The following is a 15,714-nucleotide window of genomic DNA, read 5'->3' on the forward strand; positions in this document are numbered from 1 at the left end:
GATCCGAGGGTTTCGCAGGCAAAATCCGGGAGTCGAGCAGGCCGCCTCATACAACGCCATGACAGAGACTGCGGCGAGGCGAATGACCCCGACGCAGCGTTTGGCTTATTCCGTGGGCACCAGATTATCGAGCACCTGATTGACCGCCAGTTCAGCCAGCATCACGTTCTGGGCGATGCCTAATGCGGTCTGGCGATGGGTGCCTTCCAGCAGGGCGGCGAAGTTGTTGAGCATGACGTTGGCCGAACCGAGGGTTTCGCTCGCATCGGCCAGCAGGGGTTCGTTGCCGGCGGCGGGGTTGGCCATGTACAGGCGATTGGGTGCGTAGGGCGCGGCCATGACTTTGGCGGCTGGCGGATCCAGGTAGTGGTCGAGGGCGCGCTCGGCGGCTTCGTGGAATTTCTTGGAGCCAGGGGATTCGTAGGGGGATGCCGGATCGGGATTCGGCGGGTTTGGCGTTACCTTGAACATTGAGAACTTACCTCCGGTAATGCCGCCTCCCCTCTCGCCGCTAAGCAAAAGGGTGGCGGCTATGCGCAAGTTAGCGGACCGGTAAGTTCTCGAAACCCGGCGCACCCGAAGGTGCCATGCGCACAGCCACCATCAAGCGCAGGCATATGCCCGTCTAGATAAGACTTATGCAACCGAGAACAAACCGGGCCGCTAAGCCCGATCACTGGAAATCAGTGATGCGAACCAAGTTACCGACCGCCCTCCAGGCGCACAAGCCGGCGGATTCTGGCGCACGCGTAGGCAACGACGCAAGAATTTGTGGGCATTGGCACGTAACTACGGATGTCTTTACACGGAAGCCAAGAATCGCGTTTATCAGCTACAAAAGCTGACGAAATATCTGACAGATTGCAGGTAACCAACGTGCGACTCAGGTTTGAAACCACGAGTTCATGTGTGTGGGGGGGGGGGTAAAGGCCGCCGACCGCTAATTGACAACTGTGGGAACTGACCGTCTGGCTCAAACACGATCAGTCGCCAACCTTGAGCGCACTGGATAGCCGGTGTGCTGCGGCCCTTGCTTCTTGCGCGAAGCCGTCCAGAATCAAAGCACCCATGCTTGAATGTCGAACATTGCCATGCTGCCTTGCTATCAGCACTCTGAAACTCATTTGATGCCCTCGACACCGACGATCACAGGAGCCGCGCAATGCCCGCATCCGTTCTGGTACTGGTTGAAACCATCAATGACTATTTGCCGATTCTTGAACATCAGGGCTTCCACCTGATTCTGGCGCCGACACCCGCCGAACGCGCTCAAGCGATCGCCACCCATGGCAGCCGCATCGACGCTGTGCTCACCCGTGGCCCCTTAGGCCTGACCGCCGACGAAATCGCCGCCCTGCCCACGCTGAAAATCATCACCGTGATTGGTGCCGGTTACGAACACGTCGACTTGCAAGCCGCCAGTGATCGCGGGATCACTGTGACCAATGGCGCCGGGGTCAACGCCTCGTCGGTGGCTGATCACGCGATGGCCATGCTGCTGGCGTTGGTGCGTGACATTCCACGTTGCGATGCGGCCGTGCGTCGGGGTGAATGGCCGAAGATCATGCGTCCGTCGCTGGCCGGCAAACATTTGGGGATTCTCGGCTTGGGATCTGTGGGCATGGCGATTGCCAAACGCGCAGGCCTGGGCTTCGACATGCAGATCAGCTATCACAGCCGTCAGGTACGCAATGACGTGCCTTACGCGTTCTGCTCGACGCCGACCGAATTGGCTCGGGCGTCGGACTTTCTCATCGTCGCCACACCCGGCGGCATCGGCACTCAGCACCTGGTAACCCGCCCGGTACTTGATGCGCTGGGGCCCAAAGGTTTCATCGTCAATATTGCGCGGGCGAGTGTGATCGCCACCGCGGACCTGATCACGGCCCTTGAACAACGCCGAATCGCCGGTGCCGCGCTGGATGTATTCGACCACGAACCACAAGTGCCGGAGGCGCTGAAAGCCCTCAGCAATGTGCTGCTCACGCCACACGTCGCCGGTCTGTCACCGGAAGCCATTCGAGGTACCGTCGAGTTGGTGGGCAAAAACCTCGTGGCGTTCTTTTCAGGCCAACCGGTACTCACACCGATTCAACTGCCGTCGAAAACCGGCAATCAGCGCGTGCACTAAAGCACCCCGAGCAACGTCCATAAACGTCGTGACTCGGCATCTGCCGAGATCAACTCGCCAAGCAGCTCGCTCAGCGGTTTGTTGCCCCACTCGACTCCACGCCGGATGAGATACGGCACCGGGCTATGGGGCTCGGTGCGCGCCAGGTATTCGGCGATCAGCAGCAATTGGCGGTAGGCCTCTTCGCGGCTGGCCGGTTCGCTAAACACCTGAGCCACTGGGGTTTCTTCAGTCGATGGCGCCACGGCGGCGGGTACGTCGGGCATTGGCGCGGACGACGCCGGTTGTTGTGGGTGCATGGCGATAAACTCCTGAACCAGCTTCAGCAGCGCTTCAATGATGTCCTGCAACGGGCGTAACCCCGGGCCCTGATCGCCCAGATAAGCCTCGCTCCAGGTGTCGAGCCGTTGCAGGTGTTGCAGGCTCAGCAGCAGATTGCCTTGGGTGCGTAGCCAGAACGCCAGCGGCGTAACGCGGATCTGATCGTTGAGTTTCTTCTGTTCATTGCTCGCGGTTTGCGCCGATGTCTTGGCATTCTTGCTGTCGTTGGCCTGCACCTGCTGAACCTGCAAACGCCGCCAGACTTCAAGGGTATAGGCCTCGAAATCGCTGTTGCGACTGCCGAACAGCGGCACCCGGGTGAGCAACACCTCGCTGTATCGACGCACCAGCCATTCCAGAGGAATAACCCGCCATGACTGGTCGCCGTCCTCGGCTTGCGGGTGCAACTGGTCGGGAAAACGCTCACACAAACCGGCAATCAGCGCCAGGCTACCGGGTAAACCGTCCAGCGCCTGTTGGTGCAGCCACGCTTCGCCGAGCCAGGCGCTGAGCATCAGGTCCTTGCTGCGTTCCAGCAACAACGTGGTCGTGAGCTTTTCGACTTGCGGCCAGTTCGCCCGCTTCAGCGTCGACTGCCACACGCCGGTCGGCAGGCTGGCGTCGTCTTCGCGGCGCAGGTCGCGCAACTGGTCGAACTCGCGTTCATAGCGCAGATCGACGCCGCACGGCGCTTCTGCGCTGATCGGCGCAAGCAACTGATCAATCAGATCCGGCAACGGGGTCGATGGCAGATTCACAATCCCTCCTTCTGCGATTCAATGGCGGCCGTCGTCGTGCCGATGAACTGAAACGGTGAGTGCGGTGCGCGCGTGGGCAACGGTGCAATCGACAGCGGCAGTTTCGAGCCCTGACTCATCAACGACAGGCGCACGTACATCCGTGCGAATTCACTGGTAACGCTGTCGGGCGCCCCGGTCACCGGCAAACGCAGGGCCTGCGGGAAATCGGTGTAATCCATGCTCGGCTGGCGCTGCACCGAGAAATGCGCACGCATCAGGCGCAGCAGCGACCACGGCCCGCCGTACTCCCAGCCTGCCTCCAGATCGCGCACCACCAGGTTCGGTTGCAGCGGATCGTTGACCGGACGTTCCTTGCCGTTACGCGCCCAGCGCAGGGTCAGGCGAATAGGCTGGCCAACCCTCCAGCGCAGATTCGGCTCTTCGGCTGCCGGGTAGTTGATCTCCTGACGGCCGGCGAGCAGGCTCCAGGCAATCACCTTATCGGCGCCCTTTTCATCATCGCGATCGGTACGCCAACGCACGTCCAGTTCAACGCCGAGAATGCCGCTCTTGTCGCGCACGAACAGCGGCTTGAGCCAGACGCTCGCCTGCTTCAGGCGATTGAGAAAATCTTCCGCCGCCAAGCGTTCCGGTGTCTGGCTCAGGACCAGTCCGGCCTGCGCCACCGGCAAGCGTTTGTCGATGATGTCGAGGAAATACTGAACCCGTGCCGGGTCGGCATCCTGCGCTTGCACGCCATTGGCGAAGGGAAAGCGATCGGCCAGGTATTGATTGAAATAGTTGGCCAGTTCATTCCATGCCGCTGCGGCCTGTTGCTGTTGCAGGGACTGGCAACGCTGCATGGCGGACTGTTGCAGTTCCACGGCACGCATCGCCAGCGTGCTGCGTCCGGGAGCAACATTGGCGGTCTGTAATACGTGTTCGCACGAGGCGGTATCCATCTCGATGAAATCGCGGCTGACCAGTTGCTCGATCTGCGCCGGTGAGCTGGCCGGGTTCGAATCCTTGTACTTGAGCAAGTCGTCGTTGAGCGCGCTGAACTGTGTCACCCGCTCGTAATCCAGCGCCGACAGACTGCCCTGTTGAGTCATCAGCCATTGCAACGCCGAGGTGCGCCGTTCGGTGATGCCGAGCATGGTGTTGAACTGCTGCTTGAGGCTCAGTTTCAAGTCCTGCACATCACTGGCGCCGTACAGTTGCAGACCGAGGTTTTTCGAGCCGTCCCACTGACTGACTTCAGTGCGCCCGCCAAACAGCGGCTGGTCGCTGATTTCATTCAGGCCACTGACAATCTGCGCCATCGCCCGACGGTTCAACCCGCCTTGCAAACGTGCCGCCAGATCACTGCGACGCAGTTCCACAAAGGCTTTTTGCAGGGCCATGGCCTGCTCGGCGCGCACGTTGAACACTGCGTACGATTGAGTCCGGTCGTCGTGATCCCTGAGGCTGAGCCACATCGCCTGGGCGGCGGCGTTTTCGGCGGCTTGCAACACCGCGCCGCGATAGGCCGGCGGGATCCGGGGCAGCTCTTCAGCCACGTAGCTTTTGTAACTGGCGAAATAGCTCAACGACAGGTTGAAGTCATCGCCGTCCACGGTCTGGCCTTGCATGCCCCCATTGTCTTGATTGGCGCGCAAGGCAACGGCCAGAAAATCGCGTTTGAATAGCGACTGCAGGGCGTTATCGAGTTTGATCACGTGTTCCTGCAGCGCCAGTTGTCCACTGCCTTGCTGCACCAGCAAGTTGTCCCGTGAACCTGCGCGGGCGATCCATTGGTCACGAAAACTCTGCTGCAATTTGCTGGCCTGGTTTTCCAGTTGTTGCTCCACGGTTGGCCCCAGCAATGAACTCTTGTGCACCTTGTCGAGAAAAGCGCGATAGCCGGGCACCAGTTCCTGGCCCTTGCCGCGTCCCCACGCCGCGTTGGTCATGGAAATCGCTGCTTGCAGGCCATCAATCAGTGCGCGCAGTTCTTCCAGTTCACCGAGGCTGTTGCCGCTGCCGGCCTCCAGTTGTTCCAGGTGCAACTTGAGGTAACCGGCCTTGCTGACAAAGTTGTCGGCAAGGAAATACTGATTGAGCCAGAGTTCCATCAACCCGTTGAAGTTGCTCAGTATCAGCGGCTGCTCGACGCTCAAATCCAACGCCTGCAAATTGCCGCCATCACCCGCCGCCAACAACCGGTTGTAATACGCGGCATGGGGCAATGTCGCGGCATTGAGGTTCAGTGATAGAGCGCTGTTGCTCAGTTGCACCAGATCGTCCAGCGGTGCCCGCTGATTGTTCTGCACTTCGCCAAACAATTGGTTCTGCTGCTCCAGACGTAATGCCCGGTCCACCAGATCCGTGGCCTTTTGATAGTTTTTCCACTGCGCCGGGTCTTCACTTTCAATGCTGCTGCGCCGATCAGTGGCGCGGATCGTTTTGATTTTCGCCAGTTCAGCGACCAGCAGTTCATGCAGCGGCACGAGCATTTGACCCTGAGCTGAGCGGAACAGCTCCTGCTCAAGCAGGGTGTCCAGGGATGAAAACCAAGAGGACGGAAATGCCAGCGAAACGTAGCGCCATTGCGGTGCTCGCTCCAGCACCCGCCAGAAACCCTGCACATTGCGCCGGGTCGGTTCAATTCGATGCGCCTCATCGGTGACCGCCACGTAACTCTTTTGCGCGCCCTGCATCAGCCACGCCAGTTCGTGGGCATCCTTGACCGACTGGTGCCAGACCCACAGCATCGCTACCGCCCAGACCACTGCGACCACCAACGCCACCCCGGCTGTCAGCCGCTGCCAACGCTGACGCAAACGCAACAGACGCGGCACGCCTTGGGCCAGTCCGTGTTCGCCGACCAGACGCTGACGCCACAACTGGCGCACGAACACGCTCTGCTGCAAGCCGCTGTCATCGGCGCAAAAGCCGTCCTTGGCGTCCTCTGAAGCTTCATTGGCGGTGAAATACACACCGCGAAAACACGGCGCTTCGCCCTGCGCGTTGCCCTGAAAAACCGGTTCGAGCACGCTCTGAAGTCCACGGCGCAACGTCTCCAGACGCTCCGGCAAGGCGTACAGGTCGGCGCTCAACTGCCCCGACAACGTGCCGATTTCGATCACGGCTTCGGCCATGGCGCGGTGGATTCGATCCAGCGACTGATCACTCCACTGCCCTTGCCACACGGCATCGCGCGCGTAGGGCGACGACCAGCCCAAGGTGCGTTCACGGGCCTCCTCGGGCAAGGCGCTGATCAGTTCCTGAAACCCCGGCAACTCTTCCAGTCCCGTGACGATCACGTACACCGGCACGCTCAAGCCAAAGCGTTGCAGCAGATCGATAAAACGTCGGCGTGCGGCCAGACCAAGGCTGGCAGCCTGCTCAAGATTGCTCAGGTGGCTGACCGGCACCGTCCAGATCACGCCGTCCAGCGGCCGCTTGCTGCGCATACGCAGGATCAACCCAAGCAGTCGCCACCAGCCACCGCGCTGCAAATGCATGCCGTCGTCCGGCAGAAACAATGCCTGCGGCACCACCAGCACAGCGCCTTCGGGGTCCGACCACCAGCGGCCAAACCACGCCGGTTTATCGGTCGGCTGCAATCGCCACTCGGTGACCAATTGCGTGCCTTGAGTTTCATCGCCGAGCATCAACATCCACGGCATCTGATAACGATCGTGACTGCCCTGCTCCTGCTCCATATGGCGCACGGACGCATAAAAACTGCGGATCGCCGCGCCGCTCTGGGTCCGTAGCCACCACACGGCCACGGCGATGATGACCAGCAACAGCAGCAGCGCGACGACCCACGCGACAATCGTCAGGGGGCTCATGAGTCTTGCTCCGGCGCGGCCACTGAATCGGTCATTTCCAGCACCGGATCGAGCTCGGAACGAATGTCACGCCACAGGAACTGGCCAAGTCCGGTCAGCAACAACACCATCGCGAGAATACCCAACGCCAGACGAAAGCCGTCCGGCAGCGCGGTGCGCACGGGCAACTGCAACGGCGCCACCAGTGAAGGTTGCACCAGTCGCTGGCTGACATCGTCATACGTGGCTTCGTCCTGCCAGGCAAAGTTGAACAGGGCCAGCCGCCATTTCTCCCGTTGCGCCTGAGTGTGCTCACCGCGCAGGCGTCCGTGGAAGCCGAGAATCAGGCACTGCAAGTACACGTTGGCCAGATCGCGGGTGGTCGGTTGTTGTTCATCGAGAAGGGTTTGAATGGCCGCCGGCACTTGCTCGCCCGCCTGACGGCTGGCGTACAACCGCGACTCCAGCGGTTTTTCCTGCCACGCCGCTTGCCCCGGCCACGGCGTAAACAACAGGGTTTCATCGACCAGTGCAACAAACGCGTAAACCAGTGCCTTGACCTGATCCGTCGCCGAATCACCGACCCGCGAATACGCCGTGCGCCAGAGCCGTTGCGAAGCCTGCGTCGACAGCTCGACCACCGTCTCCACCAGCGCCGCTTCGTCGTCGCTGTCCTTGGGCAATTGCACCCAATCCTGTTGCCATTGCTGCCACGTCTGCCGGAACGCGCTGCTCAACGGTGCGTCCTGCAACCCCAGGCTTGCGGCACTTCCTTGCGACATACGGCGTTCCTTGTGTGATCAGGCACTTTCACTGTTCTGGGCGACAAACAGCACCACTTGCCATGGACTGCTGGTCAGCTTCGCGGCGGGGGCGGCGATCACCAGCGGCAGTTGCGCGTCGAACCACGCGCCTTCGGCGGTGATGACAAACAGGCGCGTGTCCTCGCCCACGCTGTAGGCCACCTGCTCGCTGCGGTTCATCACTTGATGGGGCAGACCGCTCATGCGCTGGCGACCGAGCAGCGAGATGTGTGGTGCCGAGGCGATGATCGCGCCGCGCAACCAGTCAATCGCGGCTTGCTCGCTGGCGCCGTTTGGCATGCGCAAGCCAATGACCAGACGCTGGCTCGGTTGCTCATCGGGCAACTGAATGGAAAAACTCTGCTCGCTGCGTTCGAACGGCAGGCTGCGATAGCCGGCGCGGATCAGTTCGAGGGTGGTTTCCAGCCACTGAAGCACCGCGTCGTAACCACGCTGCAATTCGAGAAAATCCAGCGGCGCAAACGCCGGCACACCGGCCAGCGGATCAAGCGCCGACCATGCACCGGCCATTCCGAGCAGTTGCACATAGAGCCTTTGCGGCTGGGCAATGCGGCTGTTCAGTGAACCTTCGACTTCCGGCAGGCGTGCCCATAGCGCGGTCAACTGCCGACGGATTTCCAGCGCATCATCCTGATTGCCGGCCTGTTGCGCCTGACGCAAGCGCCCGCCCAGAAACAGACACTTCTCCCGAGCCCGCGCGCAGAGCCCGGCGATGCGTCGACCGAGCACAGATTCGGGCAACAGGTTCGGCGTTGGCGGCGTATAACCCAGCGCCAGGAAGCCTCCGCCCTCCTTGCGGATTTTCAGCAGCGGCAGGCAGATCGAGTCGGCTTTGTTCAGTTGTGTGCACAGGCGTGGATTGGGTCGCCACACCGTGATCGATTCAGGGAATTGGCCGCTGGTGAGATCCGGCAGCGCCTCGCCGACGACCGATTGCAAACGGCCCTTGAGCGGCAGCAATTGTCCGGCGCGCCACATCGGGCTGATCGCCAGGAACACAGTGACGGTGGCGTCGTCAGTGGCGTTGATCGCCGCGCTGACATCCAGTTCCAGCACTGGGCCCACACCCGCCTGCACATCCACCGGCAAGCCGTCGGGCATCGTCCCTTGCAGCGACACCACCCGCACCACGCCGGCGCTCAGTGCCGACGGGTCAAACTCCATGTGGCTGACGCCCCAGAACCACGGGTTACACGCATGCGCCAGATGCGCGCCGAGTGCTTCGGCCCGCAGCCCCTGCAACTGAAAATGCTGCGGCAGCAATTGCATGCCTTCATGCCAGCAAACCGCGTCAGGTAGCAAACTCATACGACTCCCTTCGACCTCGCCGCGATCCGGCGGCGGGCGGTGTGTTTCAGTTTTCCTGACTGACCAGGCTCATCTCGCGACTGTCGAACTTCAGCCACGCTCGACGCTGATCATCGAGGCGCAAGCGGTGCGCTCCGGGAGTGTTATAGCTGGCGAAGACCAAAAGTCCAGCCGCCTTCTTGCCCCCCAGCGGGAAGGGTTGGTGGTCGATAAATTGCCCCGGCACCAACTCCAGCCCCCACACACTCATCAACTGACGATAGTCGCGCTGGTACTGTTCGCGCTCGGCAAACCACTGACTGGCGCTGATACCGGACAGTTGTTTGAGCAGATCAGGGTCGTTGACGGCGATGAAATCCACGGCAATCGGCGTGTCGTCGTTGGCCTTGGGGGCTACGTCGAGGGTCAGGCTGTCGAGGTCCACCGTCGGCTCGAAGAAAGAACAGCCCGTCAGAAGCACCAACCAAAACGCTACAAAAAATCGTCCGCACAAAATGAATTTTCCTTTTCTCGGCCGTGTCCAAAAATGTTTTTGCTTGCATTTTTATAGACCTGTTCTAGCGTCTTGGGTAGTTCGGTTCCTACAGCCGAATCCAAGAAGGTTTGTCAAAGGAACGACAGCTCATCTGCCACCCTTTCTAACCTACGGTCCAGCAAGGGAAAGCGATGAACGGGCCCCCCCGATGCATTGCGCCCGCTCATCGCATCGGAGTCCGCCGACATGGCAGAAAGTACTCAGCACAAGCTCGACCGGGTGCGCCCGCCCCGAGTGCAAATCACTTACGACGTCGAAATCGGCAACGCCATCGAGAAAAAGGAATTGCCATTGGTGGTCGGCATCCTCGCCGACCTCTCGGGCAAACCCCTTGAACCATTGGCGAAACTGACCGATCGGCGTTTTACCGAAATCGACCGCGACAACTTCAACGAAGTACTCGCCTCGATCGCCCCGCGCGCCACGTTGCAGGTCAACAACACCCTCAGCGGCGACGACAGCAAGCTGAACATCGAACTCAATTTCAAACACATCGACGACTTCGACCCGGTCAAGGTAGTGGAGCAAGTCACGCCGCTGCGTCGCCTGTTCGAGGCCCGCCAACGTCTGCGTGACCTGTTGACCAAACTCGACGGCAACGATGACCTGGACAAACTGTTGCGCGACGTCATCGCCAACACCGAAGGCTTGCAGGAAATCAAATCGGCCCGCCCAGACACCGCTACCCCGGCAGCTGATGCCGAGGCGCCGGCCGAACCGCAAGCCTGATCGTCCACTTAACCGAGGGGAGAATTCGCCATGCCCGCCGCCGCCAAGAACCAAGCCAGCGACAGTACGACCGAGACACTTTCCCTGCTCGACCAGATCATTCTCGATGGCCGTATGGCCCACGATGACAGTCAGCAGGATTACGCCCGCGACATGCTCGCGGAATTCGCCACCCAGGTGCTCGACGAAGGCATGGCCATCGACAAGGACACCGTGGCGATGATCAACGACCGCATCAGCCAGATCGACGAGTTGATCAGCGCCCAGCTCAACGAGGTGCTGCACCATCCCGACCTGCAAAAACTCGAAGCCTCGTGGCGTGGCCTGCACATGCTGGTGCAGAACACCGAAACCAGCACCCGGCTGAAACTGCGCCTGCTCAACGTGACCCAGAAAGAGCTGCAGAACGACCTGGAAAAAGCCGTCGAGTTCGATCAGAGCGCCCTGTTCAAGAAGATCTACGAAGAGGAATACGGCACCTTCGGTGGCCATCCCTTCAGCCTGCTGGTGGGTGACTACACCTTTGGCCGTCACCCGCAGGACATCGGCCTGCTGGAAAAACTGTCGAACGTCGCCGCTGCGGCGCACGCGCCATTCATTGCCGCCGCCAGCCCGCGACTGTTCGACATGAACAGCTTCACCGAACTGGCGGTGCCGCGTGATCTGTCGAAAGTGTTCGAGAGCCAGGAGCTGATCAAGTGGCGCTCGTTCCGTGAGAGCGAAGATTCGCGCTACGTCTCGCTGGTGCTGCCGCACTTCCTCCTGCGCCTGCCTTACGGCCCGGACACCTCGCCCGTGGAAGGCATCAACTACGTCGAGGACGTCAACGGCACCGACCACAGCAAATACCTGTGGGGCAATGCCGCATGGGCGTTGTCGCAACGCATCACCGAAGCGTTTGCCAAGTACGGCTGGTGCGCGGCGATTCGTGGCGCTGAGGGTGGCGGCGCAGTAGAAGGCTTGCCGGCGCACACGTTCCGCACCAGTTCGGGCGATCTGTCGCTCAAATGCCCGACCGAAGTGGCGATCACCGACCGCCGTGAAAAAGAGCTCAACGACCTCGGTTTCATTGCCCTGTGCCACAAGAAAAACAGCGACGTCGCCGTGTTCTTCGGCGGCCAGACCACCAACAAATCCAAGCTCTACAACACCAACGAGGCCAATGCCAACGCGCGCATCTCGGCGATGTTGCCGTACGTGCTCGCGGCCTCGCGTTTCGCCCATTACCTGAAGGTGATCATGCGCGACAAGGTCGGCAGTTTCATGACCCGCGACAACGTGCAGACCTACCTCAACAACTGGATCGCCGACTACGTGCTGATCAACGACAACGCGCCGCAGGAAATCAAGGCGCAGTACCCGTTGCGCGAAGCGCGAGTGGACGTCACCGAAGTCGCCGGCAAACCGGGCGCCTATCGGGCCACGGTGTTTCTGCGGCCGCACTTTCAACTCGAAGAGCTGACCGCCTCGATCCGCCTGGTCGCCACCCTGCCGCCACCGGTAGCTGCCTGACCTGCAGCCCCCGCCGCCCGTGCGGCGGGGGCTGTCCTTTATCTAGCGCGACACCTTTCAGGAGTTTCAAGCGATGGATGCAATCATTCTCGACCTCGGCGGCGACATCAAAGGCGACAGCCTGCTCGAGGGTTACGCGGACAAGATCGAAGTCATGTCCTACAGCCACAACGTCGCGATGCAAGTCACCAATGACGTCAGCAACTCGGAGCGCACTTCCGGTAAACCTCACGTCGGCGAGTTCACCGTGACCAAATTCGTCGACACCTCGACGCCTTCCCTCAACGAATACTGCTGTGCCGGCAAGCCGATTCCAGAAGCCAAGATCACCATCGGCCGCAACGCCGCCGAAGGCAGCGGGCAACTCTTGCCGTTCATCATCTACACCCTGACCAACGTGGTGCTGTCGAACGTCAGCGTCAGCGGCGGTACCGGAGGCAAACCGGTGGAAACCGTTTCCCTGAACTTCACCAAGATCAAATGGGAACTCACCGCGCAGAAGGACGACGGCACCAAGGAAGGCACCGCCGCGTCGACGTGGGACATGGCCGCCAACAAGCTCGTCAGCTAACCCGGCGCCCCGGCCATGGCAGGCACCGGCATGCTTCCCCCGCTGTTCGAACGCCTCGCATCCAGCGAGGCTGAGGGCGCGCGGAAATTTGATCGCCAGGATTTGCTCGACTCGGTGCACGCCGAGCTCGGGCGCCTGTTCAACACCCGCCGTGGCCCGCGCACACTGACCACACCGCCGAGCGTGATCGACTACGGCATCGCTGACTGGAGCGCTCTGCAACAGCAGCGCAGCGACGACCGACGTCGACTGGCGCGAGACATTCGCGAAGCCATCACACATTTTGAACCGCGCCTGCGTCTGGGCGAGGTTCAGGTCAATCCGTTGCCCGAACACCCTCAGCAAATGAGCATTCGCCTGCTCGGCGAGTTGCGCAGCGGCCACCAGCACTGGCCGGTGGCGTTTGTCATCGAGCCTGGCGGCCAAGGGCTGGAGGTGCGCCATGAGCGACTCGATTGACCCGCAACTGCTCGACTACTATCAACGCGAACTGACCTGGCTCAGGCATGCCGGCAGCCAGTTTGCCGAGCGCTATCCGAAAGTCGCACGGCGCCTGGAACTGTCCCCCGGCGAATGCCCGGACCCGCATGTCGAGCGTTTACTGGAAGGTTTTGCGCTGCTGGCGGCACGTCTGCAACGACGACTGGACGATGACTACGCCGAGTTCAGCGACGCGCTGCTCGAACAACTTTACCCGTTGGCCATGCGCCCGTTGCCGTCCTGCGCCATCGTGCAATTTGAACCGGACCCGAGCAAAGGCAACCTCGACGAAGGCTATCCCCTGCCCCGCGACACGCCGCTGTTCGTCACCACCAGCAAAGGTGAAAGCATCCACTTTCGCACCAGTGCCGCAGTGCGTTTGTGGCCGGTTGAAGTCACAGAGGCCTTGTTGCTTGGCAGCGATGAAGCCCAGGCGCTTACGGGTGTGGCACAGTCTCGCTCAGCATTGCGCCTGAGTCTGCGCTGCCTGGGTGACAGCCAATGGGCGCAACTGGGCATTGAGCAGTTGCGTATTCATCTGGCGGCTTCGCCGGTGATCAACGCCGGTTTATATGACTTGCTCGGCGCCCATGCCATGCAGGTGCTGGCAGGGTCGCCGGGCAGCGTTCCGGTGACCGTTAAAGGCTTGCCGAAGATCGTCGGTTTCAGCGACGACGAAGTGCTGCTGCCCGACGAAGACGGCGTGCATCCGGGCATGCGTCTGCTGGCCGAGTACTTTGCCTTCCCGGACAAATTCCACTTCTTCGATCTGCCACTCAGTGGCGTTTCCAGCGACAGTCAGACGCTCTTCCTGTACATCGTTTTCGACCGTGCACCCACCAGCCGTCTGCATTTGCAGGCCAGCGACATCGCCCTCGGTTGCGCCCCCGCCATCAACCTGTTCCCGCGCACCTCCGAGCCGCTGCGCCCCGATGGCACCCGCAGCGAATACCGTTTGATCGCCGACAGCCACCGCGAGAACAGCGTCGAGATCCACAGCATTCGCGGCATGCGTGCCAGCTCCAGTGCCGGCGTGCAGCGCCTGCCGGCGTATTACGGCAGTCAGCACAGCGGCGGTGATCAACAGCGTTACTGGCATGCCCGGCGAGTCAGCGGCATGACCCCGAACCGGCTCGGCAGTGACCTGCTGGTGAGCGTGGTCGACACCCGCTTCGAACCGCAAACGGATCTGCCCGACTACAGCCTCACCGCCGAACTGCTCTGCACCAATCGTCATTTGGCTCAGAGCCTGGCCGCCGGCACACCGCTGGGCTTCGAACGCCCCGGCCCGGTCGCGTGGGCACGCCTGCGCAATCCGCCAAGCCCGCAGAGCATGCCGCGACTGGACGGTGATTCGCGCTGGCGGCTGGTGTCGCAACTGACCCTCAATCACTTGTCGCTGGTCGAAGGCCCGCAGGCACTCGACGCATTGAAAGAGATTCTGCATCTGCACAACCTGCGTGACGAAGCCAGCGCTTTGCGCCAGATCGAAGGGTTGTTGAGCCTGAGTTGCGAGCGAGTGATCGGCCATGTCGGCGTCGATGCCTGGCGCGGTTGGCGCAACGGTCTGGAGGTGCAACTGCAGCTTGATCCGCAGCATTTCGTCGGTAGCAGCGCAGTGCTGTTTTCGGCAGTGCTCGCGCAGTTTTTCTCGGTGTACGCCACGGCCAATCGCTTTGTGCGCACGGTGTTGATGCAAGCCGACAAGGAGGTCAAGGCATGGCAACCCCAAGCCGGCATGCCCCTATCGCTCTGACCCTGAGCCAACGACTGCGCCGCGATCCCCAAGCGTTCGAGTGGTTGCAGGCGCTGCTCTTGCTGGAGCGCGAACAACCACAGGCCGAAACCCTCGGCAGCGGCACTTCGCCCCAAGCGGAGGCCTTGAAACTGCGAGGGCCGTTGACGCCGTTGTTTCCCACCAGCCAGATCGAAAATCTGTGCGAAGAGCCCGGCGCACCGCTGACCCTCGACACGCCGATCTTCGGCCTCGGCGGCCCCGACGGCCCGCTGCCCTACGCCTATCAGGAATGGCTGCAACAACGCGCCCGGGCCAAGGATCATGCGCCCGCCGAATTCCTCGATCTGTTTCAGCATCGCCTGCTCAGCCTGCTGTACAAGGTGATGCGCAAACACCGGATCGCGCTTGGCTTTGTCACGCCAGGGGCTTCGCCGGTACAGGCGCAACTGCGCGCACTGACGGGGTTGCTGCCCAAATCCTTGCAGGAGCGCCAAGCGGTTCCGGACTGTGCGGTGTTGGCCTGTACGGCGTTGTTTGCCGATGGCCGCCGCTCGCTGGCCGGATTCGCCGCCATTGTCCGTGAGCAGTTTGAAGTGCCGGTCGAACTGAACGCTTATGAGGGTGCCTGGCGCGAGATTCCGCCCGCCAGCCGCAGCGTGATCAAACCCGGTGGACGCAATCTGCAACTGGGGCGCACGGCCGTGGCCGGTACTCGGGTCTGGGATGAACACGCCGGCATTCGCCTGACGCTGGGGCCGTTGCTGTCGGCGCAAGCCGGACGTTTCCTGCCGGACGGTGAGGCGCACCCGGCGCTGGCGAGCCTCGCCGCGTTGTACTTCGGGCCAGATCTGGATGTCACGCTGGTATTGCTGGTGCGCGGTGCCGGGCCGATGAAGCTGGGGCGTCAGGCCCCGGCGTTGTTGAGCTGGAACGGTGGTTTGCAACGTCAGGCCAGCCTTGCAGTGCAACGCATCGAAACCCGCCTGCGTCAGCTGGAGATCACCTGA

Annotated in this window: 13 protein-coding genes; 7 read left to right on the plus strand and 6 right to left on the minus strand. The window is 61.5% G+C overall.

What is annotated here, in order from left to right; genetic code table 11:
* Nucleotides 1-105: 105 nt before the first annotated feature.
* Nucleotides 106-471 carry a DUF6124 family protein gene (locus AACY50_RS12910; RefSeq protein WP_339465606.1) on the minus strand — a complete coding sequence of 122 codons (366 nt, stop codon included), beginning with the start codon at nt 469-471 and terminating at the stop codon, nt 106-108.
* A 691-nt stretch (nt 472-1,162) separates the two neighbouring features.
* Here AACY50_RS12910 and AACY50_RS12915 point away from each other — a divergent pair.
* The gene (locus tag AACY50_RS12915) at nt 1,163-2,131 is read left to right on the plus strand and encodes a 2-hydroxyacid dehydrogenase (RefSeq protein WP_339538643.1); all 969 of its coding nucleotides are present in this window, start codon (nt 1,163-1,165) and stop codon (nt 2,129-2,131) included.
* On the opposite strand, the gene tssA is transcribed toward AACY50_RS12915, so the two are convergent.
* The 5 genes from tssA to AACY50_RS12940 are packed head-to-tail and all read right to left on the minus strand — an operon-like array spanning nt 2,128 to nt 9,635.
* Nucleotides 2,128-3,210: a type VI secretion system protein TssA gene (tssA, locus tag AACY50_RS12920; RefSeq protein ID WP_339432706.1), complete on the minus strand. Its 1,083-nt coding sequence runs from the start codon at nt 3,208-3,210 to the stop codon at nt 2,128-2,130. The genes AACY50_RS12915 and tssA overlap by 4 nt on opposite strands.
* Nucleotides 3,207-7,031, minus strand: a complete 3,825-nt coding sequence (locus AACY50_RS12925; protein WP_339538644.1) for a type VI secretion system protein — start codon at nt 7,029-7,031, stop codon at nt 3,207-3,209. The genes tssA and AACY50_RS12925 overlap by 4 nt, the downstream gene beginning before the upstream one ends.
* Nucleotides 7,028-7,792 (minus strand): DotU/TssL family secretion system protein, encoded by a 765-nt coding sequence (locus AACY50_RS12930; RefSeq protein ID WP_339538645.1) that lies wholly within the window; start codon nt 7,790-7,792, stop codon nt 7,028-7,030. The genes AACY50_RS12925 and AACY50_RS12930 overlap by 4 nt, the downstream gene beginning before the upstream one ends.
* Before the next feature lie 18 nt (nt 7,793-7,810).
* Nucleotides 7,811-9,142 carry a type VI secretion system baseplate subunit TssK gene (gene tssK, locus AACY50_RS12935; RefSeq protein ID WP_339432709.1) on the minus strand — a complete coding sequence of 444 codons (1,332 nt, stop codon included), beginning with the start codon at nt 9,140-9,142 and terminating at the stop codon, nt 7,811-7,813.
* A 46-nt stretch (nt 9,143-9,188) separates the two neighbouring features.
* On the minus strand, nt 9,189-9,635 hold the full coding sequence (locus tag AACY50_RS12940; protein ID WP_339432710.1) for a type VI secretion protein: 447 nt from the start codon (nt 9,633-9,635) through the stop codon (nt 9,189-9,191).
* A gap of 228 nt (nt 9,636-9,863) precedes the next feature.
* On the opposite strand from AACY50_RS12940, the gene tssB reads away from it, so the two are divergent.
* The 6 genes from tssB to tssG all read left to right on the plus strand — a co-directional run bounded on the left by tssB (nt 9,864) and on the right by tssG (nt 15,714).
* A complete protein-coding gene (gene tssB / locus AACY50_RS12945; protein WP_339465613.1) occupies nt 9,864-10,406 on the plus strand; it encodes a type VI secretion system contractile sheath small subunit in 543 nt (180 codons plus the stop codon).
* Between the two features lie 30 nt (nt 10,407-10,436).
* Complete coding sequence (tssC, locus tag AACY50_RS12950) at nt 10,437-11,918, plus strand: type VI secretion system contractile sheath large subunit (RefSeq protein WP_339432712.1); 1,482 nt, start codon at nt 10,437-10,439, stop codon at nt 11,916-11,918.
* A gap of 73 nt (nt 11,919-11,991) precedes the next feature.
* Nucleotides 11,992-12,489 (plus strand): Hcp family type VI secretion system effector, encoded by a 498-nt coding sequence (locus AACY50_RS12955; RefSeq protein ID WP_221732671.1) that lies wholly within the window; start codon nt 11,992-11,994, stop codon nt 12,487-12,489.
* Nucleotides 12,490-12,504: 15 nt separating this feature from the next.
* Complete coding sequence (gene tssE / locus AACY50_RS12960) at nt 12,505-12,948, plus strand: type VI secretion system baseplate subunit TssE (protein ID WP_339465614.1); 444 nt, start codon at nt 12,505-12,507, stop codon at nt 12,946-12,948.
* Nucleotides 12,932-14,725, plus strand: a complete 1,794-nt coding sequence (tssF, locus tag AACY50_RS12965; protein WP_339538646.1) for a type VI secretion system baseplate subunit TssF — start codon at nt 12,932-12,934, stop codon at nt 14,723-14,725. The genes tssE and tssF overlap by 17 nt, the downstream gene beginning before the upstream one ends.
* Entirely contained in the window at nt 14,689-15,714 is a 1,026-nt protein-coding gene (gene tssG, locus AACY50_RS12970) for a type VI secretion system baseplate subunit TssG (protein ID WP_339432715.1), read from the plus strand. Before tssF ends, tssG begins: the two co-directional genes overlap by 37 nt.

It is taken from the genome of Pseudomonas sp. RA_15y_Pfl2_54 (assembly GCF_963971015.1).
Taxonomy (GTDB): Bacteria; Pseudomonadota; Gammaproteobacteria; order Pseudomonadales; family Pseudomonadaceae; genus Aquipseudomonas; species Aquipseudomonas baetica_A.

What these genes read in the sequence shown, in the direction of transcription:
- AACY50_RS12910 (WP_339465606.1), bottom strand. Translation starts at nt 471, where the DNA reads ATGTTCAAGGTAACGCCAAACCCGCCGAATCCCGATCCGGCATCCCCC.
- AACY50_RS12915 (WP_339538643.1), top strand. Translation starts at nt 1,163, where the DNA reads ATGCCCGCATCCGTTCTGGTACTGGTTGAAACCATCAATGACTATTTG.
- AACY50_RS12925 (WP_339538644.1), bottom strand. Translation starts at nt 7,031, where the DNA reads ATGAGCCCCCTGACGATTGTCGCGTGGGTCGTCGCGCTGCTGCTGTTG.
- AACY50_RS12930 (WP_339538645.1), bottom strand. Translation starts at nt 7,792, where the DNA reads ATGTCGCAAGGAAGTGCCGCAAGCCTGGGGTTGCAGGACGCACCGTTG.
- tssK (WP_339432709.1), bottom strand. Translation starts at nt 9,142, where the DNA reads ATGAGTTTGCTACCTGACGCGGTTTGCTGGCATGAAGGCATGCAATTG.
- tssB (WP_339465613.1), top strand. Translation starts at nt 9,864, where the DNA reads ATGGCAGAAAGTACTCAGCACAAGCTCGACCGGGTGCGCCCGCCCCGA.
- tssC (WP_339432712.1), top strand. Translation starts at nt 10,437, where the DNA reads ATGCCCGCCGCCGCCAAGAACCAAGCCAGCGACAGTACGACCGAGACA.
- AACY50_RS12955 (WP_221732671.1), top strand. Translation starts at nt 11,992, where the DNA reads ATGGATGCAATCATTCTCGACCTCGGCGGCGACATCAAAGGCGACAGC.
- tssE (WP_339465614.1), top strand. Translation starts at nt 12,505, where the DNA reads ATGGCAGGCACCGGCATGCTTCCCCCGCTGTTCGAACGCCTCGCATCC.
- tssF (WP_339538646.1), top strand. Translation starts at nt 12,932, where the DNA reads ATGAGCGACTCGATTGACCCGCAACTGCTCGACTACTATCAACGCGAA.
- tssG (WP_339432715.1), top strand. Translation starts at nt 14,689, where the DNA reads ATGGCAACCCCAAGCCGGCATGCCCCTATCGCTCTGACCCTGAGCCAA.